Source organism: Haloarcula sp. Atlit-47R, from assembly GCF_003665985.1.
GTDB classification, from domain to species: Archaea; Halobacteriota; Halobacteria; order Halobacteriales; family Haloarculaceae; genus Haloarcula; species Haloarcula taiwanensis.
In genome coordinates this window covers 106,905-133,576 of record NZ_QPLQ01000005.1, presented here as the reverse complement: position 1 = coordinate 133,576, position 26,672 = coordinate 106,905, and the positions used below count along the sequence as shown (strand labels likewise).

Here is a 26,672-nt window from a genome sequence, read left to right as displayed (position 1 = left end):
TCGTGAAGAACCCGTTTGCGGAAAACAGCTATTATTAATCGTGGGGTTCTTTACCGTATCACACGAACCACATACGAGACAGTGGACTGCCAATGATAGACATCGCTCTGGACATGGAGCAGTACGACTGCCCCTTCATCGACACGACGGCAGACCACAGTGTCGCCTTTGCAGCAGTACACTGGGACTTCGATCAGCGTGCGCGGGAGTTGGAGACGCGGATGGTTGTCGAAGCCGAGGACGCGGGGATACTCGATACGGGGCTTGACAGCTTGCAGGCTCACGAGAACATGAACGACTGTGTGCTGTTACGCCGCGAAGAAAACGCCGCGCACATCCGGACGACGATCGAAGAAACAGCGGCGATGCAGACCATCAGGGACAACGGCGGCTACATCACCGGGCCGTTCCACATCGAGGCGGGCAGCGAGACCTGGCACGTCGGCTTCGACCGCGGCCGGGACGCCGACACGACGCTCTCGGAGCTTGACCGCGACAACGAGTACGACGTGGTCGAACGCACGTCGACGACGCTCCCACAGCTTCAGGACCTTGTCCAGAACGCCGGCGCGGCGATGACGCTCGTCGACGGCTGTCGGGACCTCTCGGACACCGAACGCGAGACGCTGGAGACCGCCGTCTCCGAGGGCTACTTCGAGTCGCCCCGGGACGCGACGCTGGGGTCGCTGGCCGAGGACTTCGGCGTGTCCAAACCCGCCGTCTCGAAGAACCTCCGGCGCGGTGAGCGGAAGATGATCGAGCGCGTCGTCGACGCACTGGACGAGATCGAGGACTGACACGGGACTCACTGCCGCCGCTGTAACGCGACCAGTCCCAGCACGCCGATTCCGGTCCCGACGTTCAGTAGGACCGTCGGCCGGGAGAAGCCGACGCTCACCTCGACGGCAACCCACGCCAGGAGTGCCACGGCGACGCCGACGGCCGCCGGCTGTGCCCACCGGCGAGTCGCGTAGGCCCCGTAACAGACGACCGCGGCTGTCAGCCCGAACACCACGAACAGCACTAGGCCGGGGACGAGGAAGGTATCGAACGGCGTGTTGTCGAGCGGCCCCGGCGGTAGTCCGACGAGCGTGCCGGCGGGAGCGGTAAGCAGCGCCGCGCCCCCGACGAGCGCGCGAACCGAGAGCTGGCCCAGCAGGAGTACCAGCAGCCAGCGCGACAGTTGCTCTCGTCCCGGCATCGATTGCGTTCCGTCCGCCCCACACTCGAAGGTTAGGGCCGCTGCAGGCCCGACGGCCCCGCCGCGTTAACATGTTAACTCAGCACACTATGTGGCCGACGGGTCTACGATAATCTGTTATGCAGAATACGGCTACACGGAGGCGCGTTCTCGGCGCGCTCGGTGCCGGTGTTGTCGGACTCAGCGGCTGTGTCAGTGACGACTCATCCATGACTGAACAGGACGATTCGGACGGCGGTACGACGGACAGCGGCACGAACGGTGAATCGGGCGGCAGTGGCTCGGCACAGACAGTTACCATCGGGGTGCTCCAGCCCCGAGCCGGCGACCTGAAGTACTACGGCGACCAGGCGCTGTGGGGCTTCCTCTCCGGGCTGGCGTACAAGGGCGGGACGGAACCGCCGACAGACGCCGGGAGCGGCGAAATAACGGTCACTGCTGATGACACGGAGTACCGGCTGCTGATACGGGACACGGAGTTCTCGGCGGACACGGCCCAGACGGCGGCGACGAACCTCGTCGAGAACGAGAGCGTGGACCTGCTCGCGGGCTGTACGTCCTCGGCGGCGGCCAGCCGGGTCGTCACGACGGTCGTCAATCAGGCACAGGTCCCCATCATGCTCGGGCCGGCGGCGTCGGCCGACATCACGTCCAACTCCGAGACCTGTAGCGACCTCGTCTATCGGGCCAGCGAGAACACCGCGATGGACGCGCGATCGGGCGGGAAGTACGTCGCCAGAGAGACGGACGTATCGAGCGTCTACCTGTTCGGCGCGGACTACAGCTTCGGCCGCGCAGTCGTCAACAACTACCGAGACGTGCTCGAAGCCGAGGGCGTCGACATCGTCGGTGAGCGCTTTGTCGAACAGGGCTACGCCGAGTGGGACGGTTTGCTGGACAACGCCGAGGAGGCCGGAGCTGAGGGGGTCGTCGGCGGCTTCACGGTCGCGACGCTCCCGGCGATGTTCAATGCGTTCCTCTCGGGCGAGTATTCCTACCGCGTGTTCGGCGGGTTCGCAACCCGAATCACCAACAGCGTTGTCGGCGGGACGATGCAGAGCGTACTCGGCGAACCCCTGACCGAGGAGAAGATACGGAACTCACAGCTGGGGCCATTCACGACTCGCTACCACTGGAATCAGTACGACAATCCCATCAACGACGCGTTCGTCGAGAGCTACACCGACGCTTACGGCGTCGTCCCGGACCTGTTCTCGGCGGGGACGTTCACGGGCGCGTCGGCGATTCATCAGGCCATTCAGGAGAGCGGGTCGACCGACGGTGCAGACATCGCCACTTCCCTGAAGGGGCTGACTGTCACCGACACGCCGAAAGGCGAGAACGGCTACACTTTCCAGTCGTACAACAACCAGGCGCGGTCGGCGATGACCGTCGCGAACCCGATTCCGACGACCGACGAGTGGGCCGACAACTGGGGCGCAGCCATCATGCCCGGTGAACCGCTCGCCCGCATCAGCGACGACGAGACGACCATCCCGCAGGACAGCGATCAGATGGGCTGTTCACTGTAGGTATGCTCAGAACACAGGGACTGACCAGAGAGTTCGGGGGACTCACTGCCGTCGACAGCGTCGACTTCGAACTCGACACCGAACTCTGCTCGCTCATCGGTCCGAACGGGGCCGGGAAGACGACGTTCTTCAATCTGCTGACCGGGACCCTCTCGCCCACTGAGGGGACGGTCGAACTCCAGCGTGACGGACGGTGGGAAAACATCACCGACGCGTCACCCCACGAGACAGCCAGCAAGGGCCTCCACCGCTCCTATCAGGTGACGAATGTCTTCCCCAACAGCACGGTCTTGGAGAACGTCCGGGTCGCCGAACAGGCCCACAGCGACGACGCCACGACGTTCTGGCGTAACGTCGACCACTACGACGAGTTCACCGAGCGCGCCCACGAGCTTCTCGACCGGGTGGGGCTCGCCCGCCGGGCGCAAGATATCGCGAGCACGCTGAGCCACGGCGCGAAGCGCAAGCTCGAAGTCGCCATCGCGCTGGCCGGCGACCCCGCGGTCCTCCTGCTCGACGAGCCAAACGCCGGCGTCTCCTCGGAGAGCGTCGACGAAATCCGGGACCTCATCGAAGCAGTGGCGGAGGACTACCCGGTCCTGCTGGTCGAGCACAATATGGACATCGTGATGGGGGTCTCCGACCGCGTTGTCGTCCTGCATCAGGGCGCGGTCATCGCAGACGGACCGCCAGCAGAGGTACAGGCTAACCCCGACGTACAGTCGGCGTATCTCGGCGGCTACGAACCGGGGAGTCTGAATGATGAGTCGACAGCGGCCGAGTCAGACCCGGACTCGGGGGAGGGGACGGCGTGAGCCTGCTCGAACTCGCCGGCGTCCAGACCTACTACGGCGACAGCCACATCCTCGAAGGCGTCGACCTCTCGGTCGAGGAGGGAGAGGTGGTCGCGCTCGCCGGCCGTAACGGCGTCGGCAAGACCACCACGCTCCGGACGGTTCTGCAGTTGACGCCGCCCCGCGAGGGGTCGATTACCTTCCGGGACGAGTCGCTGGTCGGCCTGGAGACCCACGAGGTCGCCGGCCGCGGCCTCGGCTGGATTCCGGAGGACCGCCGGATATTCGGTCAGCTCACGGTCGAGGAAAACCTCCGTGCAGCGATACCGGACCCGGACGACGTGGGCGACGGCCTCCGGCTGGCCTTCGACTCGTTCCCCATCCTCGAAGAGCGACGCGGTCAGGACGCCGGCACGCTGTCGGGCGGGCAACAGCAGATGCTCGCCATCGCCCGCGGGCTGGTCGGCGACAACGACCTCCTGCTGGTCGACGAGCCGAGCGAGGGGCTGGCCCCCCAAATCGTCACGGACGTGGCCGAGGCGCTGTCGACGGCGAGCGAGGACGTGACGATGTTGCTGGTCGAGCAGAACCTCCCGCTGGCGCTGGACCTGGCCGACCGGTTCTACATCCTCGACAAAGGACGGGTCGTCGACGACGGCGAGACAGCGGCGGTCACGGCCGACGACGAACGGTTCAGGAGGTATCTGTCGGCATGATACTGGAAGCTCTCGCGGAGTTTCTGACGCTGGGCGAACTCGGCGGCGTCATCGTCAACGGTCTCGCCAAGTCGGCGCTGTACGTCATGATCGCAAGCGGCCTCACACTCATCTTCGGCCTGATGGGCGTGTTGAACTTCGCCCACGGCTCGCTGACGATGGTCGGGGCGTACCTCGGCGGCCTCCTGATGGTGGTGACGGTCACCGGCGGGACAGCGCCGCTGACTCGCCTCGGCCTGTTCTTCGTCGCCATCGTCGTCGCCTTCGCCCTGCTGACGGCGCTCGGCGGGGCCATCGAGACGACCATCATCCGGCCGCTGTACGACCGCCCGCCGATATACCAGATTCTGCTGACGTTCGGCCTGACGCTTGTCATCGAGGAGCTGACCCGCATCGTGCTGGGGGTCTACGGCCTCCAGCCGCTGTCTGACTGGCAGGCCGCGCTGGCGACCAAGCCGCAGTTCCTGCGGGAACCGGTCGCGCTCGGGCCGGTCAGCGCCGGCTGGATGTCGCTGTTCCAGATACTCCTCGGCACGATTACGGTGGTCGGCATCTGGGCGTTCCTTACGAAGACCCGGTACGGCCTGTACATCCGGGCCGGGAGCGAGGACGCGGAGATGGCGGCGGCGCTGGGCATTGACGTGCGCCAGGTGTTCACTGTCGTGTTCGCGCTGGGTATCGGCCTGGCCGGCGCGGCCGGGACGCTCCTGATGTGGGACCCGACGTGGGGCGCGAGTGTGCCGCTTGCGGCCGAGACGCTGCTGCCCGCGTTCATCGTCGTCATCGTCGGCGGCCTCGGCACGTTTCGGGGCACCGTCGTGGCCGCCCTCGTAGTGGGGATGGCCGACGCGGTGACGACCTGGTGGTTCCAGAACGTCATCGAGTTCACCGGCCTGCCGGAACTGGTGCTGTTCCTCGTGCTCGTGGTGACGCTCATCGTCCGCCCGCAGGGCCTGTTCGGCGTCGAGGAGGTGGGAGGCCATTAGCGCCGAGACCGAGGCCGACGCCGAGGCGGCGTCCGAGCCACCGGAGACGACCGTCGAGACGGGGTGGCCCCGAGAGTACCTGCGGGACCACACCGCTCACATTCTCGTCGTCGCCCTGCTGGCGCTGTACCCGCCGGTGTACCACACCCTGTTGAGCTCGCCGGTCAGCGCCGAGACGCAGATGCTCCTGCCGACGGTGGAGACGATGGTCGGCGTCCTCTATTTCGGCCTCTTTGCCATCTCGTTTGATTTCATCAGCGGCTACACCGGCTACCTCTCCTTCGGCCACGCGGTGTTCTACGGCACCGGCGCGTACACGGTCATCCTCATCGCCAACGGAAAGGTGCCGCTGCTTGGTCCCGGGACGCCGTTCATGCTGTCGTTGCTGGTCGGCGGTCTCATCGCCATCGTGCTGGCGATACTCGTCGGGCTGGTGTCGTTCCGCCTCTCGGGCGTGTACTTCGCGATGATCACGCTCGGCTTCGCGCAGGTGTTCTACGTGTTCGTCCGCGGCTGGGACTACGTGGCGACCAACCCCCGGGATGGCCCCGCCGTCGGACCAAGCCACGCCGAGGGCTTCCAGATCGGAGTCCCCGGAATCGACCAATTGTCGCTGTCTATCGGCGTCCTCACTGGCGACGAGGTGGCCCTGCTCGGGGCCACGCTGTCCGGGACGGAAGTGTCCTACTACATGGTCGGGCTGGTCGTCCTCGCGTGTTACTTCGCCATGCAGCGGGTCATCCACTCCCCCTTCGGCCGGGTGTTACTCGCCATCCGGGAAAACGAGGAGCGGGCCGTCGCCGTCGGCTACAACACCTACCTGTACAAGCTCGGAGCCTTCGCTATCAGCGGGTTCTTCGCCGCCGTCGCAGGCGGGCTGTTCGCCGGGTTCAAGCGCTCGGCCAGCCCGGAGAACTCGTTTTACTTCCTGGTGACCGGCGACGCGCTGCTGGCGAGCATCATCGGTGGCTTCGGCACGCTCGCCGGCTCGCTGTACGGCCATCTGTTCGACGAAACGGTGCGAGAGTTCCTCTCGAAGGCCGGGCAGGGCGGCGGCCTGTTGCCCTACCTCCGCGCGCTGCTGGGCCAGGGGACGCTGGACACGACGCTGGTCGGCGGGACGACCATCGGCGGCCTCATCGACCTGCTGTTGAACGGGCATGCCAGCCTCTACGTCGGCCTCGTGTTCGTGCTGTTCGTCCTCTACGTCCCCGACGGCCTGCTGGGCACGCTTCGCGCCCGGCTCGGCGGCACGTTCGCCGAGGCACTGCCCGCAAAGCTATGGGGTGACTCGGAATGACCGACGCCGGACACCCGACCGCCGGACCGACCGCCCGACAGCCCGACCGACCGAAACCGGAGGCAGAACCACGATGAGTCAGGAACCGGACCACTTGAAGGATTTCCAACCAGAACCGACCACTATGCAATACGCGACCAACGACGGCGTCGACATCGCCTACGAACGTGAGGGGCCGCCGGACGCCGAGACCGTCGTCTTTGTCGAGGGTATCGGCTACGGCCGCTGGATGTGGCTGTGGCAACAGGAGACGCTCGTCGACGAGTACCAGACCATCGTGTGGGATAACCGCGGCACCGGGGACTCGGACGAACCAGAGGGGCCGTACACGATGGGCCAGATGGCCGGGGACCTGGAGGCCGTCCTCGACGACGCCGGCATCGAACAGGCCCACGTCGTCGGGGCCAGCATGGGCGGGATGATAGCCCAGCAGTACGCCCTAGAGTACGACCGGGCGCAGTCGCTGACGCTCATGTGTACCTCCCCGGGCGGGCCGGAGGCCAAGCCGGTCCCCGAGGGGACCCAACAGCGGATGTTCGACGTGCCCGAGGACCTCGACGAGCGGGAACTCCGATGGTACAAGATGCAACCGGCGCTCTCGGAGTCGTTCATGGACGCCCACGAGGACCTCATCGAACGCATCGTCGACTGGCGCATCGACAGCGACGCGAGCGACCGGGCACTGGAGTGGCAAGGCGCGGCGGTCCAGGCGTTCGACGCGTCGGACCGCCTCAGGGAAATCACGGAGCCGTGCCTAGTCATCCACGGGACCGCCGACGAGGTGGTGCCATACGAGAACGGGGAACTGCTGGCCCGCGGACTGCCAAACGCCGACTTCGTCACCGTTCACGGCGGCCCGCACCTGCTGTTCATCGAGGAGTACGAGCGCGTCAACACACAGATTCGGGAGTTCATCGACGATGTCTGAAATCGGTCCCGGCACCCCACAGGAGTGGGTCGGTGCCTGGAGCGAGCGCCGGGCCGCGCTCACGCCGGACCGCGAGGGACTGGTGGACGCGACGACCGGCGAGCGGTTCACGTACGCCGAACTGGACCGGCGCGCGAACCGGACCGCTCGCCTGCTCCGGCAGTACGACGTCGGCGATGAATCGAGTGTTGCGGTCGTCTCGCGGAACCGCCCCGCCGTCGTGGACCTCTTCTTCGCGACCGGCAAGACCGGGAGCCGACTGGCCCCGCTGTCTCACCGGCTCGCACCTCCTGAACTCGCTGAACTGCTCGACCGCGTAGACCCCGACCTCCTCGTCGTCGAAGTCCCCTTCGCCGAGACTGTCTCGACCGCACTGGAGACAGCCGACGCGACGGCCCTCGAACTCATCCATCTCGAAACCGCCGACGGCGCGTCCTCGGATTCCACGCTCGACAGCACGCCCTACGCTTCGGCCCTCCCCGAGGACGACGGGCCCGTCGAAACCGCCACTCCGGCCCCCGGCGACACGCACCTCCTCCTCCACACCGGCGGGTCGACGGGGACGCCGAAAGAGACGAAAATCACCCACCGCGGTATCGTCTGGAACTCCCTGAACACGATCACGGCCTGGGGGCTGCGCGAGGACGACGTAACGCCGATGGTGTTCCCGATGTTCCACACCGGCGGCTGGAACGTCCTCACCGTCCCGCTGTGGCACATGGGCGGAACAGTCGTCATCGCCCGCGAGTTCGACCCCGGCGACGTACTGGAGACCATCGACGCGGAGGGCGGGACCGTCCTCGTCGCCGTCCCGGCTGTACTGCGGATGATGACGGACCACGACCGCTGGGCAGAGACGGACCTCTCGACGCTCCGCTTCGCCAAGTCCGGCGGCGGCCCCTGCCGCAAGAGCGTGATGGAGACGTGGTGGGACCGCGGCGTCGACCTCTCACAGGGGTACGGCCTCACCGAGTGCGGTCCCAACAACTTCGCGATGCCCGAGGGCTGGCCCCGTGAGAAGGCCGATTCGGTCGGCAAGCCGGCGATGCACGTCGACGCCAGAGTCGTCGCGCCTGACGATGCGGGCGATGGTGACAAGCAACCCGACCAGCGAGAGCCAGTCGACCCCGGCACCGTCGGCGAACTCCAGTTGCGCTCGCCCCACGCCGCGACGGGCTACCTTGCCAACCCCGACGCCACCGCCGAGACGTTCGGCGACGGCTGGGTGTCGACCGGCGACCTCGCCCGTGTCGACGCGGACGGCTACTACTATATCGAGGGTCGTACCAAGCATATGTTCGTCAGCGGCGGCGAGAACGTCTATCCAGCAGAGGTCGAGGACGCTATCGCCGACCATCCCTCGGTCAGTGAAGTCGTCGTGATTCCGGTCCCCGACGACAGGTGGGGACAGGTCGGGAAGGCCGTCATCGAACCTGCGACCGATAGCACGACGGGCGGGGCCGACGACCGGCCGCTGACACTTGACGGCCTCCGGACGTTCCTTGACGACCGACTAGCCCGGTACAAACACCCCCGCGAGGTTGCGTTCCTCGAGGCGATGCCGACCAGCGGCCCGGACAAGATTGACCGGGGTGCAATCTCGGACCGCTTTGGGTCGTAATCCGTCAATCCAGGCGTAGCTTCAAGAGGGGTGATGCAGTTCTATTTACACAATATGGTTGACACATATGCGACCGCAGATTCGATGCACGTGTTGCAGGTAGACGACACGCCGCTACTCGACGAGCCTGTCGATTTCCCGGATAGTCGAAACCAGGACTCGCTTACGCTGACCACAACCGACCGGGCAGACAGAGCGCTCGAACGCCTCGAAGGTACCGCTATTGATGGCATCGTCGTCGCGGATGACCTCCCGGACCGGTCCGGCTGTGCGTTCGCTGACGCGGTCCGCGAGCGGGACAGCACTGTCCCGGTGCTATTGCTGACCGAGTCGGACTCCGTCGCCAGCGACGTCCTCTCGAACGGTGTCACCGACGTTTTCAGCAGAGACACAGCTGCTGGCCGTAGTGACCTCCTCGCCAATCGGATTCGGCTGCTCGCCGAACATCACCAGTCGGCGGAACTCGCCAGCCGGACCAGACAGCAACTCACAGAGCTGGCAGAACAGTCGAACGAACTGCTATGGGTGTTTTCCGGGGACTGGTCCGAGATACAGTTCGTCAATTCGGCATACGAAACCATCTACGGCCGCTCCGTCGAGTCCTTGCAGGCCAGTCCCGCGGAGTTCATGGCGGCGATTCATCCCACAGACCAGGACAGTGTCATGCAGGCGATGCAGCGCGTTTCAGCCGGCGACTCTGCCGATATCGAATTCCGAATCACTAGACCGGAGGGCGAACAGCGCTGGGTACGGGCCACGGCCCAACCCATTATCGAGGATGGCACTGTCGCCAGAATCGTCGGCGCCTCGCGTGACATCACCGAGCGGAAGCGACGCGAGTCCGAACGCGCCGCGGAACTGGATAGCCTCGACGCGCCGGTCGATGCAGTCCCGGATCTGTTCTATGCACTCGACGAAAGCGGTGATCTCGTTCGCTGGAATGATGCACTGGCGGCAGCCACTGGATACGGGGACGCTGATCTCCCGTCGATGGCGCTACCAGCCCTCTTCGCCCCATCTGACCGTGAACGTGTTCGCCGAGGTATCGAGACGGCTCTTGCGACCGGTGAGTCGTCGTTCGAAGCTGAGCTGTTGACTGCCGACGGAACGGCAGTCCCGTACGAATTCACCGGTGGCCGAATATCAGCTGCTGACGGCTCGACGCTCGGCGTGGCCGGTATCGGACGGCAGACCGCTCCCCGCGGCAGCCGTCAACAGGCTCTTGAACGGCAAAACGAGCGCCTCGACGAGTTTGCCAGCGTCGTCAGTCACGACCTCCGGAACCCGCTTGACGTTGCCCGGGGCCAGCTAGAGCTCGCACAGCTGGAACACGACAGCGAGCACCTCGACGCAGTCGAGCGAGCCCACGACCGTATCGGACAGCTCATCGAGGACCTCCTGACACTGGCCCGGAACGGCGAGGCCGCACTCGACAGCGAGCCGGTGCCGCTCCAGACAGTCGTCGAGCAGTGCTGGCAAACCGTCGAGACTGGCGATGCAACGCTGGAGCTACGGACCTCGGCCGTGGTCCGGGCGGACCCAAGCCGCCTCCGGCAACTGTTCGAGAACCTGCTCCGTAACAGCGTGGAGCATGGACAGACGCCGCCTACCCAGAGACAGAATGACGCCGCCGGGCAGTTGGGGACGGCCTCGGTATCACAGTCGGAGGGAGCAACCGCCGGCCTGACGATAACTATCGGCGAACTGGACGGCGGGTTCTACGTCGCGGACGACGGCGTCGGGATTCCGGTTGACGAGCGTGAAGACGTGTTCAAGGGCGGCTACTCGCTGGCTTCGGGTCCCGGGTTCGGCCTCCGAATCGTCAGTGAGATCGTCGGTACCCACGGCTGGTCGATAACGGTCACGGAAAGCGACGCCGGCGGTGCTCGCTTCGAGGTCACCGGCGTCGAGTTCGAGACGGCGTAACTGTACCGCCGTGAGTACTCTCGGGTGACCACCACGTCACCCGGTGCCGTCCCAGTCAACACCAACAGATGGGGGCTGAACCTTACGCTTCGTCGAAGACGGTGTCGCCCTCGACGACGTGCTCTTCGACGGCGTCGAGGTCGAGTGTGACTCCGAGCCCCGGCTCTTCCGGAATCTCGATATAGCCGTCCTCGATGACGGTCTCCTCGACCAGATCCTCCCACCAGCCGAGTTCGTAGGAGTGGTACTCGACAGCCAGCGAGTTCGGGACCGCGGCCCCGACGTGGGCGCTCGCCATCGTCGCAATCGGTGAGGAAACGTTGTGCATCGCGACCGGGATGTAGTACTGGTTCGCCACGTCGGCGACCTTCCGCGTCTCGCGCATGCCACCGACCTTCGGCATGTCCGGCGCGATCATGTCGACAGCCTGGTTTTCGATAAGCCGCCGCTCCTCAGTGACACGATAGCGGTTCTCGCCGACGGTGATCGGCGTGGTCGTGGACTTGGTGACTTCCTCCTGTACCTCGAGGTTCTCCGGCGGAACGGGGTCTTCCAGCCACCAGACATCGTACTCTTCGATAGCCTCTGCGAGGCGCTTCCCGGAGCTACCCGAGAACGTCCAGTGACAGTCGAAGGCAACGTCTGCCTCGTCTTTGACCTCTTCGGTGACTTTCTCGACGATCTCGGCCTTGTGTCGAATTTCGCCCGGACGGAGGTGGCGGTTCGCGCGGTCCTTCTCCAGGCCGCTTGGCACGTCGAGGTCGAACTTCAGGGCGTCGTAGCCCAGTTCGTCGACGACGCGGCGCGCCTCCTCGGCGCAGGCCTCGGGGTCGGCCTCTTCCTCGGTGTGACAGTCGCAATACACGCGCATCTCGTCGCGGTATTTGCCACCCAAGAGCTGGTAGGCTGGCACTTCGAGAATCTTGCCCGCGAGGTCATGTAGCGCCACTTCGATACCGGCGATGGCCGTGACGGTCACGCCCTCGACGGACCCCTCGCCGCTCATCTTCTGGATGAGGTGTTCGTACAGGCGGTCGATGTCCAGTGGGTTCTCGCCGACGACGAACGGCTTCATCCGCTCGATGAGTTCCGGGACGCCAGCGCCCCAGTAGGCCTCGCCCGTGCCGACGATGCCTGCGTCAGTGTAGATTCGGACGAGCGTCCACGGGAAGTTCCCGTCGACCATCGTCGTCTGTACGTCGGTGATCTCCACGTCGCGGCCACCACCGCGCTTTGCGGTGACGCCCATCGTCTCCGCAGAGAGCTCCCGCATTGTGTACTCTGCGTTCGGGTCGTGCAGGTCAGCGTAGTCTACGTCGTTTGCCTTTCCCATACCCCCGCTTGCTAGTGGCGTCACAAAAGTGTAGAGGAAATCGGTTTCACACTGCCACGGCTACACGACACTCACTTTGCCTCACAGCCCTGCGCTCAGCTCACCGCCCTTGCTACGCTGATGCCCGTTACCCCCTGATTATAGGTTAGAATTCGACTTAGTCGAGTGTCGCTGTTGCTATCTGAGATGGCTTTAGAGAAGTTGAAGTGGGACCGCCGAGATTCGAACTCAGGTCCGACGCACCCCATGCGCCGAGGATACCGCTACCCCACGGTCCCGCACTCTGGGAGAGGTGGGTGTTTTAATTAAGAGCTTCGCTTTGATGACGAGAGTGCCAGCCCGTGACGGGGAAGAGCAGTGGCGGAGCGGCCGGTCACTCGGCGACTTCGATACCGGGGCTTTCGATGGTGACGTCGGTAAGCGACCAGCCGTCGGTCGCAGACCGGGCATCGACACCGATGGCATTTTGCTCTGCGGTCACGGAGATTGTCGAGTCAGAGACAGTCCATGAGGCGTTCGTCTTGACGGCGTGGATTCCCTGCAGTCGGCTCTCGATAGTCGTGTTCTGGATGGTCCACGCACCGGTCGTGCGAGCAGTGAAGACCCCAATATCTCGGGTTTCGAGCGTGGTATCTTCGAGTGTCCACGCGCCAGTCGAGAAGGCGGTCACGAGGCCGGTGTCGCTCTGGGAGACTGTCAAATCGGTCACCGACCAGTCACCACCGCTGTTGATGGCTTTGACGCCCGTATCACTCCGGCGGACCTCTGTGTTCTGGACCGTCCAGTCGCCAGTCGTTCCGGATGCGTCGACGCCGTCTGCGCCGGACCGGTCAACGACGACCGCGGCGACCGTCCAGTCACCGGCGGACTTGCGGACGTCGACGCCGTCACCGCCGACTTCGACGAAGCGGGTATCGCGAATCGTCCAGTCGCCGCTGGTGCCGCGGGCGAACACGCCGCTGTAGGTCGTGCTGGCGACGGCGGCGTCCTCGATAGTCCAGTTTCCAGTCGTGTTGGGCGCGTAGACGCCGACATCGGTAGCGATAACTGTCGTATCAGTGACCGTCCAGTCGCCGCTGGTTCCGTTGGCCGCGAGACCGAAGCGGTAGTTCCGTACGGTGAATCCGGTGACGTTCGCTTCAGCTGTGCCGGCCACCGTGATGCCGGTCCCGTTGACGAAGCGCGACCCGTCCAGTATCGCCCGGTCAGGGGCGACGAGAGTGATACTTTCGTTGATCCGGATCTCCTCACGGTAGGTGCCCGGCCTGACCTCGACAGTGTCGCCGCTATCGGCGGCATCCACGGCGGCCTGTATCGACCGGTAATCGGCACTCCCGGATTTGTCGACGGTCAATGTCTCCGCTGCTGTCTGGGACCCAGCTACGCTGGCTGGCATGACAGCCAGTGTCAGCAGTATCGACAACAGGATAGCACGTAGCCTCGTACGCGTACGTCTCATAGTTGGGATGATAGGGCGCGAATAGATGTAAACCGTAGTGTTCGTTTACTCGTCGCCGGCAGTACACTGCAGTAAAGCTGGAAGTACCGGCGACGCACGTGGCGGCGCAGCCCGCGAAAGCGTTATCGGCCGGACCGGCGAATCACCGGATGTGCTGGAGCTGAGGTACGAGTCGGGAACAATCCGCGTGTCAGGGGACCCGCCGTCGGACCTGCCCGCTGTCGAGTACGACCGGCGTTCACAGACAGGGCGAGCGCCGGCCTACCGGTACGCCGAACTCGCAGCCGAACTCGATGAGCGTGGGCTAGCATACGAGGACTGCGTCTGCTCTCTCCCGTCCCTGTCGCTCTCGACGGCGTACGACCTCAGAGACTACCAGCAGGCGGCTCTAGACGCCTGGCGCGAAGCCGACGACAGGGGGTGTCTCGAATTACCGACGGGGAGTGGCAAGACCGTTATCGGCATCGCAGCACTGGTCGCGCTGGGGACGCCAGCCCTGATCGTGGTTCCGACCATCGACCTGCTGGAGCAGTGGCAACGCGAGCTACAGCGGGAGTTCGACCAGCCGGTCGGCCGCATGGGCGGGGGCGAACAGCGAATCGAGGATATCACGGTTTCGACGTATGATTCCGCGTACCTGCGGGCCGACGAACTCGGCGACCGGTTCGGGCTCGTGGTCTTCGACGAGGTCCACCACCTCGGCGGCGAGGGATACCGCGACATCGCCCGCCTGTTCGCTGCCCCGGCTAGACTGGGACTGACGGCGACGTTCGAGCGGGCGGACGGAGCCCACGAGGTCATCGAAGAACTCGTCGGGCCGCTCGTCCGGCGAGTCAGCGTCGACGACCTGGCGGGTGAGCATCTCGCGGACTACGACATCAAGCGGATCGAGGTTTCGCTCACGCCGGACGAACGAGAGCGCTACGAGGAACAGCAGGGAATCTTCACCGACTACCTCAAGCAGTCAAACATCCAGCTCCGGTCGGGTAGCGACTACCAGGAACTCGTGAAGCGGTCCGGTAACGACCCGGCGGCCCGCGAGGCGCTGCTGGCGAAACAGCGCGCCCGCGAGGTGATGATGAACGCCCAGCGGAAGGTCGACCGGCTGGCGACGATTCTGGACCGCCACCGCGGGGACCGAATCATCGTCTTCACCGCCCACACCGACCTCGTGTATCGGCTCTCCGAGCAGTTCCTGATTCCGGCGATAACGCACGAAACTGGGGCGAGCGAGCGCCGGGAGATTCTGGAGCGGTTCCGCGACGGGACGTACTCGCGGGTCGTGACGGCGAACGTCCTCGACGAGGGTGTTGACGTGCCCGACGCGAACGTCGCCGTAGTCCTCTCGGGGAGCGGTTCAGAGCGGGAGTTTACCCAGCGACTCGGCCGGATTCTCCGGCCGAAAGCCGACAGCGGACGGGCACTACTGTACGAACTCGTGACCGAAGAGACCGCGGAAGAGCGGGTCGCCAGGCGGCGGCGGTAGCGCGCCGTCGTTCCGCACCGCGGCGGCTGTCGACAGCGTTTTTGTCGCTCCACGGCGGAGGCACGCGTGTGCTGACGAAAGACCTCCTGCGCGTCTCGCGGGCCGGCGGCGGCTATCATTTGCAGTTCGCCGACGCCGACGCGGAGCGGCTGGCGGCCCGCGTGCTCGGGATCTACCAGGGCCACGTCGGCGAGTCCCGCGAGACGCTGGAGGCGGCACTTGTGGACGTAGAGCGTGAAGCCGACGATTTCAAGCTGGTCCGCGGGCTGGCGAAGCTCGTCGAGCGAGAGGCCACCTTCGAGACGCGAGCACCGGTCGACCCTGTCCGAGCCCGTCGCCGGGTGTTCGAAGCCGCCGCGGGCGTCGGCGTCGTGAGCGAGGCCGAGCGCGAACAGGCACTCGCAGAGGCCGCCGACCACTTCGACACGGACGCCGCCGCGCTGGCCGACGCGCTGTACGCCGACCGGGACTCACGACAGATTCTCACCGATGTCGATTCCCGCTGGGGGCCGGCCGAACTGCGGACCCAGTACAACCTCTCGCTGGCGCAGACGGCGCTGTTCGACGCAACGGAACTTCGGGTCCGCTCTTCGGACCCGAAGGCACTCGTCTCGGCGGTCAAACGCCTCCGGCTGATGTACGAGATTCGCCGGACGGAGACCGGCCGCGAAGTGGTCGTCACGGGGCCGGACGCACTGTTCTCGAACACGCGCCGGTACGGGACCCGGTTCGCCCGCCTCCTGCGCACGGTCGCGGCTGCGAGCGAGTGGGAGCTGACGGCGACCATCGACGACCGGGGTACCGAGCGGGAACTCACCGTCTCAGACGGAGACATCTCCGTGCCCGGTGTCGAGCCCGTAACGGAGGTCAGCTACGACAGCGGGGTCGAAGCGGACTTCGCGGGCCGATTCGCCGCGCTGGATCTCGACTGGGACCTCGTCCGCGAGCCGGAGCCCCTGGCCGCGGGCGAACACGTCGTCATCCCGGACTTCGCCTTCGAGTGGCGACCCGGGGCCGACACCGGGGTTCGGGACACCGGGCGCGGCAGAGATTCGGACAGGGCTGACGGGACTGCCGGTGAGGACGCCCCCTTCCGCGTCTTCTTCGAGATTATGGGCTTCTGGACGCCGGAGTACGTCGAGAAAAAACTCGCCCGCCTCGACGCCTTGGAGGACGTGGAGATGCTGGTCGCCGTCGACGAATCGCTCGGCGTCGGGGAGGAAATCGAAGCGACAGACAACCGGGCAATCCCGTATGCCGGGACAGTCAGCGTGAAAGACGTGCGGGACGCCCTGCGACCCTACGAGGAGCGACTCGTGCGTGAGAGCGCTGCGGAGATACCCGACAAACTGCGTCCGGATGCCAGCGTTATCTCGCTCGCCGACCTCGCCGCGGAGTACGGTGTCAGCGAGGATGCGCTAGAAAACGTGGCCTTTCCGGCTCACGAGCGCGTCGGCCGCACGCTCATCGATCCCACTGTGCTGGACGAACTGGCTGATGAAATTGAACCCGGGATGGCATACGAGGCGGCGACCGACCGGCTGGCCGACTACGGTATCAAGGACGACAGCGCTGCGCTCGCACGCCTTGGCTATCGCGTCGTCTGGAAAGGACTTGGTGAGGGGACAATCCAGCCACGGGAGTGAATGGGCTGTGAGAAACGGCGGGGAACCCGCTCTCAAATACAGCAGATCCACACCGCAATGAATGGAGCCACCGTCGCTCAGGTCGGCTCGTCAAGTTGCTCCTCAGAAGACTGTCGCCGCCACTGTGGCGTTTCGAGGAGGAGTCGGAGCGGCCAGATAACGTAGTACAGCGGATGCAATGGACCAGGAAGCGGGTAAAACTGATACTCCGAGTAGGTCGGGTGAAGTGGCGAATACAACAGCAAGAACGGAACCAGCGCAGTCATCGAATCGCTGGCAGTCAGGTAAAACCGAGCGGCTTCGAACTTCGTGGGCGCCTCTGGCGTCCCGGCAGCCAGCGACTCGACGACGTCCTCGACTAATTCGGAGACGCGGCTATCCGTGCGAAGGCGGTCCAGTATCGGCGCTGGGAGGGAATATCCGAAGACAGAATGGGCGAGTGCGGCCCCGAGCAGTAGATTTCGCTCAACGCCGGTTTCCCGCGCCCGAGCAAGGACGTGTGGCCAGTCGGCTTCTGTCGACTCCAGTGCCGCAACGAAATCACAGAGCCACTTCAGGAGATACCAGCGGTGCTTGGTTCCGTGGAAAGCCAGCACGAGCAGTCGGTCTGGCTGTGCAAGCGCTGGAAGCGGTTGACCGCCGACCGATACGGTGTCGCGGTGATCCCAGAGTTCACTGAACGGTATGGAGAACGGTCGCTCGGCATCGCCAACACGCCAGCGAAGCTCCACGTCGAAATCTGGACCTCGCATCTCGTACTCGTGAACGATAGCTTTCGTCACAGGACCACCTAACAGCGCGGCGTCGTCCAGCCGCGGCGTGCCCCCGTGCCATTCGTATCCCCTCTCTTCCAGAATATCCGCAGCGACGGGGATATCTTCCGGATGGACGAGCAGATCCAAGTCGTTGTACTCACGCACCGTTGCGTCATCGTAGGCAGCGGCTGACAGCGCCGGCCCCTTGAACGGTATCGCGCGCACCCCGCGTGCCTCGAAGCGTTTCAGTATCTGCTGCAGCTCGGTCGTGAACGCGAGATTTCGCATCTGCTTTCCCTGTACGATGCTGCTAAGTCGTGTCAACACGGCCTCCGGCACGGTGAAGTCATCACCACACTTGCGTGCCATCGCTTCCAGCCCCTCATAGAGGAGTTGCACGACGCCGTGGTACCGGGCGAGTTCAACGACGCGGTCCCAGTCCGGCGTGCCATCCCTCGTGGGAGGCTCGGGGGAAGCGCCGGTGATAGTTGCGGTACGAGTACAATTGAGTACCAGTCGGAGTTCGGGTTCAGCCTCCGTCAGCATGAGTCACTCTGGAGATCAGATTGAATCCGGGCTGCGACATCCGGGATCGCATCGAGATGACGCGGCCGGCGGAGCCGTTTTATATCTGTCACATCGACAATCTCACCACAGGCGTTGAAATTGGATACAGCCTGGCCGTCGGCTTCCAGCGCGCCCAGCGTATACGTGTTATCTACGAGCGCCATGACCTGTTTGTCCGGCCTGACTGCGTCCACCTCGATTGTCTCGCCGTCTTCGAGCAAATAAATCCGTTCTAGCGGCACCGGAGTCGCGGGCTGGTCGTGCCTGAGTCCGTAGAAATGTCGAGGGCGTCCGCTGTGGACCTGTTCCGGCGGTTCGACCGGGGGGTCAAACATCTCGACCGCCTCCGGGTCGAGTTTCATCGATGGGTAGCCGCTTCGGACAATCGGTCCTTCATCGTCCAGCGCTATCGCAGCCACGTCGTCGCTGAGGACACGGTGTCCATCGAGCAGGCAGGCCATCGCAGTTGTCGTTTTTCCGACCCCCGACTCTCCGACGAACGCCACTGCACGCCCGTCGATGCTGACGGTACTGGCATGCAGCACGAAGTAGCCGCGCTGATCCAGCAGATGGTTCAACGCCGGGCCAACCAGTACGTGGCGGAGGACTTCGCTTGGCACGTCCGAGGCCGGGTCTACAGCGATGGATTTCCCGTCGAGAATTCTGACCGTTGCGGCGTCGTATAGCAGATAGTATTCGCGCTCGTCTACCGCGTGAAAGGTCGACCGGGGGTCTGCAGCCAGTGGGCGAGGAATACATTCGTCAGTGATGGTGACGTCAGCCTGCCCGTCGGGCGCTGGCTCAGCGAGCGGAAGCTCCGGTACGTCGAAAGCAGAGCGGACTGTCAGTCCAAAGGCTTCGTACGTGGCTGTCTTTGCCGTTGCCATCCTGCTAGTTGCCTCCCTGCGTGGCTGTCCATTGGTTCCATCCATGCTGAGATACACCCCATCGACGGCGCCCCTGATTCATACCAGACCGCTTGACTGCTGTGGTGGATAAGAATGGACTCTCTACTCCCAGCACACAGGCACAAAACCGTCGCGATGTATCCACTGAACGGTGCCAATGTCGAGTGCCGATAAAAAGGAAACTATTAGATATGTGAACCGGCTGTGGACGCTAGTCCCACTTCCCGTATCCGTCGTCGTGGTCCCACCAGTTCGTCTTTTCTTCGACAGTTCCGTACGTTTCTACCGACGGCGTTTCGTATTCCTTCATGGGTTACCCCCACCTCTGCTTTCAGATGTTTTTGTATTTGTTATATAATCTATTACTGCTAAATTTCGAGAGAATAGGGTATTTACTATCCGTTAGCCACGCACTTCGTGTTCAGTGAGTATTTGGAAACGCCCAAAGTTGTCGACATCCCCAATGAGGACCTCACCGTTCGACTCGATCCAGGCGTGGGCCTCGAAAGTGTTGGATTGCGTATCCACGCCGAAGCGGAGACAGTGTGGCAAGTCGCTCGCCTCCAGCAGTGTGCTACCAGTCAGTGCTCGATCAAGACAGTCGTAGGTGCCCGGAAGATGTGATACTGCTGTCAAAACCGCCCAGCGTACCACTTCTGGTGATCCAGACTGACGATGACACGGGAGAAACTGAGAGACCGTGCCGAAACAGCGCTCTGCGTCTTCCAGCCCAGCGACTGTAAGCAGTACTTTGCTCGTAACGATCAGTACCACTGCTTCACAGAGGAATAGCTTCTGCGCCCATGACAACGCTCTGAAATCACGGAGTCGGGCTCTCATCGATCTTGATGAGTTGCTCCGCGGCAAGCGTTTCCAGAAAACGTTCCACGTCATTTACTGCTCGGTCTCTGTCGATATCGTACTCTCTGACCAGCGCCGAGACGATGTCCGCTGGTTCCGTCGGTTCCTGAACCCGATCCCAGATATCCGGGCCAACCCCTGTCAGGCCCTGATACTGCCCCGTCTCGTTGTTGAGCAGCACGATCTCGCCGTCGATAGTTGTGGTGACACAGTCGTCAGTTGCGACGACAGTCGATCCGGAATCTATTGCGACCATGTGGATATCGGCGATACTCGCACTATTTGTTATGGACCCTTTTCACCCCCGTGGCAATTCTGATCACCGTAAGACGTGCCCTTCGCGCCCGTAGGAACCGACCGTAGTAAGTCGGTAACTATGCCGCATAGAAACCGCATCGGGAACAATGGTGGCTGCTACTCCCTCCGTCAGTGAAAAATACGCATCGTTGCGCCGCGTGGCACTGTACCGTCCGGCGTTGACAGGGAGTATCGTCGCAGCCAGCCTCTTCGTGATGCTACTGGAGGGTGTTGGCCTCTCGTTCCTGTTTCCGATACTCGACGCCGCACAGGCCGGGCAGGGTCTCCCGCTTCAGGCGGACGGCGTCACCGGTCAGTTCCTTTCGGCGTACGCCGCTGCAGGACTGCCGCTCACGCTCGAATTCATGTTGGTCGGCCTCGCGTGCGTGATGGTTATCCGATACACGGCATCGTTTGCGGTGAAATGGCTCGCAGCGAAGCTTACACAGACGTACGAACGCGATCTCAAGAACAGGGCCTACGAACTGGCGATGGGCGCGTCGGTTGCCTACTACGACGACAAGGGGTCCGACGACATCATGAACACGATTCTGACACAGACCCGGTACGCTGGCCGTGTCATCGGTCGGATCATCCAGTTCTTCCAGCAGGGAATCCTCTGCCTGGTGTATATCGGAATCGCACTAGCTATCGCACCGGTGCTGGCAGTCGGTGCGGCTGTCGCCCTCGGCGGCGTCACGGCGATTATCAGATACGGCATCGAGCCCGGCTACGCTGTCGGCGACCGTGTGGCGACGGCAAACGAACAACTGCAGGAGACAACACAGGCGGGGACGCAGGGGATCCGTGACGTGAAGCTGTTTGGTATGCGCGACGGACTGCTTGCTGAGTTCCGGGATACACTCGACCGATACACTGCAACCAGTGTCGCCGTTCGCCGGAACCAGGTCGCAATCGGAAGCCTCTATCGGCTCTCAGTCTCGCTGCTCCTGTTTGGGCTCGTCTACGTCGCCATCAGTTTTCGGGCGCTGTCTATCGCGGAACTCGGCGTGTTCCTGTTCGCGATGCTCCGACTCGCCCCCCGGCTGAGTTCGCTCAACTCTACCATCTACGCTATCGAGGGGGAGCTCCCACATCTGGTCCGAACCCACCAGTTTATCGACCGCCTTGAGGCCCAGCAGGAGCCAACTAACGGGCAGTCGGTTCCGGCCCGAATCGAGGCCCTCGCGTTCGAGAACGTCTCGTTCGCCTACGAGGACGAGCCAGTGCTTGCGGACTTCTCGATGGCTGTCGAGCGGGGGGAGTTCGTTGGCATCGTCGGCGAATCCGGCGGCGGTAAATCAACAGTCGTCTCGTTGCTCGCTCGGCTCTACGAGCCGGACAGTGGTGACATCCTGGCAAACGGGACGCCGATTTCGACATATGCCCTCGACGAATGGCGTGACGCTGTTGCGATGGTCCGACAGGACCCGCATATCTTCAACGACTCCTTGCGGTACAACCTCACCATCGGCAGGGATATTTCCGACGAGACGCTGTACGAGGTCGCAGAGAAGGCCCTCGTTCTCGAATTTCTCGAGGACCTCCCGCAAGGGCTCGACACGGTGCTGGGCGACGACGGCGTGAAACTCTCCGGCGGGCAACGCCAGCGCGTCGCACTGGCCCGCGCGCTGCTGACGGATGCAGAGATACTCGTACTCGATGAGGCAACCAGCGACCTCGACTCGAATCTGGAACGGCAAATCCACCGTACTGTCGAGACGCTTGACGGGGACCAGACCGTGATCGCAATCGCCCACCGGCTCTCGACCGTCTCGAACGCCGACCGAATCTACACCGTCGCGGACGGGCAGGTCACAGAACAGGGCAGCCACGCCGAACTACTCGACGACGGCGGGACGTACGCGGAGCTGTACGCGATGCAGGGAACGGCAGCCACACAGTCTTCAAGCGGTTGAGCGGCGCTCACTGGGACGGGTGGGCCACCAGATCAGACCTCTCGACGGCGCCCTTTCGGCACCTGTGACCTGAGTTCGCCGTAGACGTACAGGCCGACGCCGACCGGTTCAGCCTCACCGGCGAGATCGTGAGTGACGACGAGATATCCCCAGTCGCCGTCCCAGTCGAGTTCCCGGTCCTCGCCGGCGACGAACGCTCGGGCGGCGTCCTCATCGAGGTGGATGACGTTCTGCGTGGCGCGGTCGCCGAACCGCTGGACGGCCTCCAGCGTCGGTTTCCAGTGTTCCTGGCGCGTCCGCAGGAACGTCATCCCAAGCCCCTCGATGTCCACCGGTGACGGCGGGCGACCCCGATACAGCCACAGTTTGCCGGCGCCGCGTTCCCAGAAGGTGTACCCCTCGAACGTATCCGGCGGGACGCCAAAGCGGTCCTGCCAGAACTCAAGCACTTCGTCGCGGGTCGCCCGGTCGGGGTCCTCGCGCTCGTCGTCTGCCTCTGGGAGCCGTGTGAACTCCGTGCTCTGGTCGCTCATTCCGCTCGCACCTCCAGTTTCGCACAGAAGAACCCGCCCGTATCGTTGTGATGCGGATAGATGCGCTTGGCGTTTGCCACGCTGGGGTCGAAGCGCTCGTCCTGCCACTCGGTGATGCCCGGAGCGTGGTCCAGTGGGAGGTCGTACTCGACGATTTCACAGGCCACCTCGTCGAGCACGTAGTCCAGCACGGCCTCGTTTTCCTCCGGAGCGAACGTGCAGGTGGAGTAGACGACGGTGCCGCCCGGCTTGGTCACCTCGACGGCCCGCTTGAGGATGCCTTTCTGAACACCGGAGATGCCTTCGACGTGCGAGAGCGACCAGTCCGCCAGCGTGTCGGGGTTCTTTCTGATGGTCCCCTCACAGGAGCAGGGCACGTCGACGAGCGCGCGGTCGTACCCCTCGCCGCCGAAGGGCTTGAGCGAGTGGTTGCGGCCGTCCTCGTGGGTGACGGCGACCGTCGTCGCGCCCAGCCGCTCGGTGTTCGTCCGCAGCGCCGAGATGCGCCCGAGGTTGTTGTCGGTCGCGACGACCTCGCCGGTGTCGTCCATCAGCGCGGCGAGCTGGGTCGTCTTGCTGCCCGGCGCGGCACAGGCGTCCCAGACCCGGTCGCCGGGCTGCGGGTCCAGTACGGTCGCCGGAATCGCCGACACCTCTTCCTGGCCGTGAATCCAGCCGTGGAAGTACGGCCAGTTCGCGCCGGGAGAGTCATCGGGCAGGACGAACAGGCCGTCGTGCCAGTCGACGGGGTCGTGGGCGATGTCCGTGTCGGCGAGCGCCGTCCGGACCCGCTCGACGGTTGCTTTGATGGTGTTGACCCGAACGGCCGACGGCAGCGGGCGTTCACACGCGTCGATGAACGCCTCGAAGTCGTCGACGATGGGACGGTAGCGGTCGAGAGGTTCCATTGTCCGGCGTTCGCTGGCGGTCGGTTTGTGGGTTTCGAACGGCAGTGGCCCATGGCTTTCAAGCCGTCGGCGGCCGACATTCGAGATATGGCACACATACAGGTCCACCGCGACGATATCGCCCTTGACTCCCCGACGCTGGTCGAGGGGCTCCCGGGTGTTGGACTCGTCGGCAAGATAGCCGCTGACCACCTTGTCGACCTATACGACATGGAGTACTACGCGTCGGCTCACTGCGAAGGGCTGCCAGAAATCGCCGTGTACGGAACGGACGACCCGGACGTTCGCCCGCCGGTCCGACTGTACGCGGACGAGGACCGTGACCTGCTCGTTCTTCAGAGCGACGCCCCGGTGTCCCCGTCCGGCGCGAAGGAGTTCGCCGGCTGTATGGTCAGCTGGTTCGAGGCTAACGACGCGACGCCGGTCTATCTCAGCGGCCGTCCGGCCGAGAAAGACGGGGTTCCGGGCGTGTACGGCATCTCGACGGGCGACGGGGCGAGGCTGCTCGCCGAGGCGGAGGTAACTCCGCCCTCTGAGAACGGCGCGATCACTGGGCCGACCGGCGCGCTGGTCCACGAGTCACAGCGAATCGGCCTGACGAGTGTCGGACTCATCGTCGAGGCCGACCAGCAGTTCCCCGACCCGGAAGCGGCGCGGGCGCTGCTCCAGACGGGCCTCAGTCCGCTAGCTGACTTCGAAATCGACACCGAGGCGCTGGTCGAGCAGGCTGAAGAAATCGGGCGCGCCAAGGCACAGCTGGCACAGCAACTACAGGAGAATCAAGAGGAGAGTACGAGCGCGCGACCGCTCGGGATGTATCAGTAATGGCGGGCGCAGATGACATCGTTCGTGGGCTACTGGTCGTAATCGTCGTCGCTATCGGCACGGTTCTGGGATGGGTGCTGTTTGTCAGAACACCTGACAACCTCGCCCAGTTGCTCGGCGTCCTGCTGGTCGTCGCTGTCGCCGTCGCCACAGCCCGTATCGGCAGCAACATCGCCAGCTCCCTCCTCCCGGTACACAACGTCGCGGAGGTCGCTGTCGAAGGGCCGATCAGCCGTGACGGCGGTAGCGGCATCACCAGCCCGCCGGTCGGTGCGTCGGCTGACGACATCGTCGAACAGATCGAACGGGCCGACGAGGACCGCGGCTCGAAGGCACTGCTCCTGAAGCTCAACACGCCGGGAGGCGAAATCGTCCCCAGCGAGGACATCCGCATCGCCGCCGAGGAGTTCGACGGCCCGACCATCGCTTACGCGACGGACGTGTGTGCAAGCGGCGGCTACGACATCGCCGCCGGCTGTGACGAGCTGTGGGCGCGAGAGGGCTCTATCGTCGGGTCAATCGGCGTCGTCGGATCGCGGGTCAACGCCAAGGAACTGGCCGACCGGTTGGGCCTCTCTTACGAGCAGTTCACCGCCGGTGAGTACAAGGACGCCGGCGTGCCGCTGAAGGAGATGTCCGAGGACGAGCGCGAGTACCTGCAGGGTATCGTTGACGATTATTACGACCAGTTCATCGACACCGTGGCCGAGGGCCGCGAGATGGACACCGAGACGCTCAAAGCCACCGAGGCGCGTATCTTCCTCGGCGAGGAAGCGGACGAGCGTGGACTCGTCGACCGACTCGGCACGCGAGACGATGTCGAGGCGAGTCTGGAACAACGGCTGGGCGAGGATGTGACGATCAAGGAGTACGAGCCTGAACGCGGACTTGCAGGGAAACTCCGCGGGGGCACACAGCAGGTCGCCTTCGCCCTCGGTGCGGGTATCGCCGGCGTCGCCGACGGCGATATCGAAGGCCTCTCCTTCCGGCGATAGCTCGGGAGGTTTTTTATTCGGGGACCGCCTTCGCCGTAGTGTGACTACGCTGGTGGTGTGTATCGACAGAGACAGTCCGGCTGCAGCGGCGTGTCCCGTCGTCGGCCGCGACGCCGTCGAGTCACTCATCACCCAGACGGGCGTCGTTGACCCGGAAGACAGCCGGGTCAACTGCCTCCTCGAAGGGCTCGCAGTCACCGATGAACTCGAAGCCGAGGGGTCCTCGCCGGTCCTCGCCGTCGTCGGTGGCGGGAGCGACAGCGTCGGCTCGGACCGGGAGATAGCTAGCCAGATAGAGAGTCTGGTCGCCGAGCACGACCCCGACTCCGCGGTCGTCGTCGTCGACAGCGCCGACGACGAGCGGCTGGTTCCAATCATCGAGAGCCGCGTTCAGGTCGACGCCGTCGACCGCGTCGTCGTCCGTCAGGCCCGCGACATCGAGTCGACGTACTACCTGCTCAAGCAGTTCCTGGCCGACGAGGAACTGCGAAAGACAGTGCTGGTCCCCGTGGGAATCATCATGCTCGCGTTCCCGCTGTTGCTCGTCGTCACCAGCCCGACCATCGCCGTCGGCGCTATCGCGGCCGCCGTGGGCGTGTTCCTCATCTACAAGGGACTGGGTATCGACGCGTACCTGTCGCGGCTTCCCGGCCAGACCCGGGAAGCGCTGTATTCGGGACAGGTATCGCTCGTGACCTACGTCGTCGCCGCCGGGCTCTCGCTCGTCGGGGTCTTCGCCGGCGTGCTGGGCGTCTCCGCGGTCGGTGACATCAGTCCGTTCTTGCTTGCGAACCGTTTCGCCTTCGCGTCCGTCCCGTGGCTGACCGGCGCGGCGCTGGCCGCCTCGCTCGGTCGCCTGCTGGACGAACTCATCCAGCAAGAGGGGGTTCGGAGCGCGTACGTGAATCTCCCGTTCGGTGCGGTCGCAGTCGGCCTCGTCGTTCGTGGTTTTTCTGCGTACTTCCTCGAACGCGGTGGCGTGTTCGAGCCGTTTCAGGTGCCGGAGACGAACCTCGGCATCGTACAGATTCAGGGGTTCTTGCTGGAGGCTGGCACCCGTCTCGCGCTATTCATCCTCGCGGGTATCCTCATCAGTCTCGTTGGCGTCCGAGTGGCGACCTACGTCAGCCACACCGATATCGAAGACGAACTGGTGGAATAGACAGCGATTTACGC

At 64.2% G+C, this 26,672-nt stretch carries 24 protein-coding genes and 1 tRNA gene; 15 read left to right on the top strand and 10 right to left on the bottom strand.

Annotated features, from left to right (window positions below; genetic code table 11):
• The first annotated feature begins 92 nt into the window (after window positions 1-92).
• Window positions 93-797, top strand: coding sequence for a helix-turn-helix domain-containing protein (locus tag DVK00_RS17665; RefSeq protein ID WP_101349866.1), 705 nt, complete (start codon window positions 93-95; stop codon window positions 795-797).
• A gap of 8 nt (window positions 798-805) precedes the next feature.
• Here DVK00_RS17665 and DVK00_RS17660 read toward each other — a convergent pair whose 3' ends face one another.
• A complete protein-coding gene (locus tag DVK00_RS17660; RefSeq protein ID WP_121578125.1) occupies window positions 806-1,201 on the bottom strand; it encodes a hypothetical protein in 396 nt (131 codons plus the stop codon).
• A 119-nt stretch (window positions 1,202-1,320) separates the two neighbouring features.
• Between DVK00_RS17660 and DVK00_RS17655 the strand changes: the two genes are divergently transcribed.
• From DVK00_RS17655 to DVK00_RS17620, 8 genes are all read left to right on the top strand, one after another.
• On the top strand, window positions 1,321-2,733 hold the full coding sequence (locus DVK00_RS17655; protein ID WP_121578124.1) for an ABC transporter substrate-binding protein: 1,413 nt from the start codon (window positions 1,321-1,323) through the stop codon (window positions 2,731-2,733).
• A gap of 2 nt (window positions 2,734-2,735) precedes the next feature.
• The gene (locus DVK00_RS17650) at window positions 2,736-3,548 is read left to right on the top strand and encodes an ABC transporter ATP-binding protein (RefSeq protein WP_101349869.1); all 813 of its coding nucleotides are present in this window, start codon (window positions 2,736-2,738) and stop codon (window positions 3,546-3,548) included.
• Window positions 3,545-4,243, top strand: a complete 699-nt coding sequence (locus DVK00_RS17645; protein ID WP_101349870.1) for an ABC transporter ATP-binding protein — start codon at window positions 3,545-3,547, stop codon at window positions 4,241-4,243. Before DVK00_RS17650 ends, DVK00_RS17645 begins: the two co-directional genes overlap by 4 nt.
• Entirely contained in the window at window positions 4,240-5,229 is a 990-nt protein-coding gene (locus DVK00_RS17640; RefSeq protein ID WP_121578123.1) for a branched-chain amino acid ABC transporter permease, read from the top strand. Before DVK00_RS17645 ends, DVK00_RS17640 begins: the two co-directional genes overlap by 4 nt.
• A 136-nt stretch (window positions 5,230-5,365) precedes the next feature.
• A complete protein-coding gene (locus tag DVK00_RS17635; protein ID WP_121512439.1) occupies window positions 5,366-6,529 on the top strand; it encodes a branched-chain amino acid ABC transporter permease in 1,164 nt (387 codons plus the stop codon).
• Window positions 6,530-6,602: 73 nt separating this feature from the next.
• Complete coding sequence (locus DVK00_RS17630) at window positions 6,603-7,457, top strand: alpha/beta fold hydrolase (protein WP_121578138.1); 855 nt, start codon at window positions 6,603-6,605, stop codon at window positions 7,455-7,457.
• The gene (locus DVK00_RS17625) at window positions 7,450-9,078 is read left to right on the top strand and encodes an AMP-binding protein (protein WP_121578122.1); all 1,629 of its coding nucleotides are present in this window, start codon (window positions 7,450-7,452) and stop codon (window positions 9,076-9,078) included. Before DVK00_RS17630 ends, DVK00_RS17625 begins: the two co-directional genes overlap by 8 nt.
• Before the next feature lie 54 nt (window positions 9,079-9,132).
• A complete protein-coding gene (locus DVK00_RS17620) occupies window positions 9,133-11,004 on the top strand; it encodes a PAS domain S-box protein (RefSeq protein WP_121578121.1) in 1,872 nt (623 codons plus the stop codon).
• Between the two features lie 82 nt (window positions 11,005-11,086).
• On the opposite strand, the gene DVK00_RS17615 is transcribed toward DVK00_RS17620, so the two are convergent.
• From DVK00_RS17615 to DVK00_RS17605, 3 genes are all read right to left on the bottom strand, one after another.
• On the bottom strand, window positions 11,087-12,337 hold the full coding sequence (locus DVK00_RS17615; RefSeq protein ID WP_101349874.1) for a mandelate racemase/muconate lactonizing enzyme family protein: 1,251 nt from the start codon (window positions 12,335-12,337) through the stop codon (window positions 11,087-11,089).
• Window positions 12,338-12,544: 207 nt separating this feature from the next.
• Window positions 12,545-12,615: transfer RNA gene (locus DVK00_RS17610), tRNA-Pro, on the bottom strand.
• Window positions 12,616-12,710: 95 nt separating this feature from the next.
• Window positions 12,711-13,796: a nitrous oxide reductase family maturation protein NosD gene (locus tag DVK00_RS17605; RefSeq protein WP_101349875.1), complete on the bottom strand. Its 1,086-nt coding sequence runs from the start codon at window positions 13,794-13,796 to the stop codon at window positions 12,711-12,713.
• 151 nt (window positions 13,797-13,947) lie between these two features.
• Here DVK00_RS17605 and DVK00_RS17600 point away from each other — a divergent pair, with 151 nt between their 5' ends.
• Both DVK00_RS17600 and DVK00_RS17595 read left to right on the top strand, forming a co-directional pair.
• Window positions 13,948-15,282 (top strand): DEAD/DEAH box helicase family protein, encoded by a 1,335-nt coding sequence (locus tag DVK00_RS17600; RefSeq protein WP_121537712.1) that lies wholly within the window; start codon window positions 13,948-13,950, stop codon window positions 15,280-15,282.
• A gap of 68 nt (window positions 15,283-15,350) precedes the next feature.
• Window positions 15,351-16,928 carry a DUF790 family protein gene (locus DVK00_RS17595; protein ID WP_121537714.1) on the top strand — a complete coding sequence of 526 codons (1,578 nt, stop codon included), beginning with the start codon at window positions 15,351-15,353 and terminating at the stop codon, window positions 16,926-16,928.
• Between the two features lie 77 nt (window positions 16,929-17,005).
• Here the strand turns inward: DVK00_RS17595 and DVK00_RS17590 are convergent, their stop codons facing one another.
• The 4 genes from DVK00_RS17590 to DVK00_RS17575 all read right to left on the bottom strand — a co-directional run bounded on the left by DVK00_RS17590 (window position 17,006) and on the right by DVK00_RS17575 (window position 20,275).
• A complete protein-coding gene (locus DVK00_RS17590; RefSeq protein ID WP_121578120.1) occupies window positions 17,006-18,229 on the bottom strand; it encodes a nucleotidyltransferase family protein in 1,224 nt (407 codons plus the stop codon).
• A complete protein-coding gene (locus DVK00_RS17585; protein WP_101349879.1) occupies window positions 18,223-19,137 on the bottom strand; it encodes a hypothetical protein in 915 nt (304 codons plus the stop codon). Before DVK00_RS17585 ends, DVK00_RS17590 begins: the two co-directional genes overlap by 7 nt.
• A gap of 423 nt (window positions 19,138-19,560) precedes the next feature.
• Window positions 19,561-19,998, bottom strand: coding sequence for a lasso peptide biosynthesis B2 protein (locus tag DVK00_RS17580; RefSeq protein WP_121578119.1), 438 nt, complete (start codon window positions 19,996-19,998; stop codon window positions 19,561-19,563).
• The gene (locus DVK00_RS17575) at window positions 19,979-20,275 is read right to left on the bottom strand and encodes a PqqD family peptide modification chaperone (protein ID WP_121578118.1); all 297 of its coding nucleotides are present in this window, start codon (window positions 20,273-20,275) and stop codon (window positions 19,979-19,981) included. Before DVK00_RS17575 ends, DVK00_RS17580 begins: the two co-directional genes overlap by 20 nt.
• Before the next feature lie 148 nt (window positions 20,276-20,423).
• Here DVK00_RS17575 and DVK00_RS17570 point away from each other — a divergent pair, with 148 nt between their 5' ends.
• A complete protein-coding gene (locus DVK00_RS17570) occupies window positions 20,424-22,235 on the top strand; it encodes an ABC transporter ATP-binding protein (protein WP_394345574.1) in 1,812 nt (603 codons plus the stop codon).
• Window positions 22,236-22,267: 32 nt separating this feature from the next.
• Here DVK00_RS17570 and DVK00_RS17565 read toward each other — a convergent pair whose 3' ends face one another.
• Window positions 22,268-22,768 (bottom strand): hypothetical protein, encoded by a 501-nt coding sequence (locus DVK00_RS17565; RefSeq protein WP_121578117.1) that lies wholly within the window; start codon window positions 22,766-22,768, stop codon window positions 22,268-22,270.
• A complete protein-coding gene (locus tag DVK00_RS17560) occupies window positions 22,765-23,676 on the bottom strand; it encodes an RsmB/NOP family class I SAM-dependent RNA methyltransferase (protein ID WP_121578116.1) in 912 nt (303 codons plus the stop codon). The genes DVK00_RS17565 and DVK00_RS17560 overlap by 4 nt, the downstream gene beginning before the upstream one ends.
• Window positions 23,677-23,727: 51 nt before the next feature.
• Between DVK00_RS17560 and DVK00_RS17555 the strand changes: the two genes are divergently transcribed.
• Genes DVK00_RS17555 through DVK00_RS17545 form a run of 3 tightly spaced genes read left to right on the top strand, consistent with a single transcriptional unit; the run spans window position 23,728 to window position 26,658 of the window.
• Window positions 23,728-24,501, top strand: a complete 774-nt coding sequence (locus tag DVK00_RS17555; RefSeq protein WP_121537722.1) for a proteasome assembly chaperone family protein — start codon at window positions 23,728-23,730, stop codon at window positions 24,499-24,501.
• Window positions 24,501-25,496: a signal peptide peptidase SppA gene (gene sppA, locus DVK00_RS17550; RefSeq protein ID WP_121578115.1), complete on the top strand. Its 996-nt coding sequence runs from the start codon at window positions 24,501-24,503 to the stop codon at window positions 25,494-25,496. Before DVK00_RS17555 ends, sppA begins: the two co-directional genes overlap by 1 nt.
• Before the next feature lie 40 nt (window positions 25,497-25,536).
• Entirely contained in the window at window positions 25,537-26,658 is a 1,122-nt protein-coding gene (locus tag DVK00_RS17545; protein WP_101349885.1) for a DUF373 family protein, read from the top strand.
• Window positions 26,659-26,672: the final 14 nt, after the last annotated feature.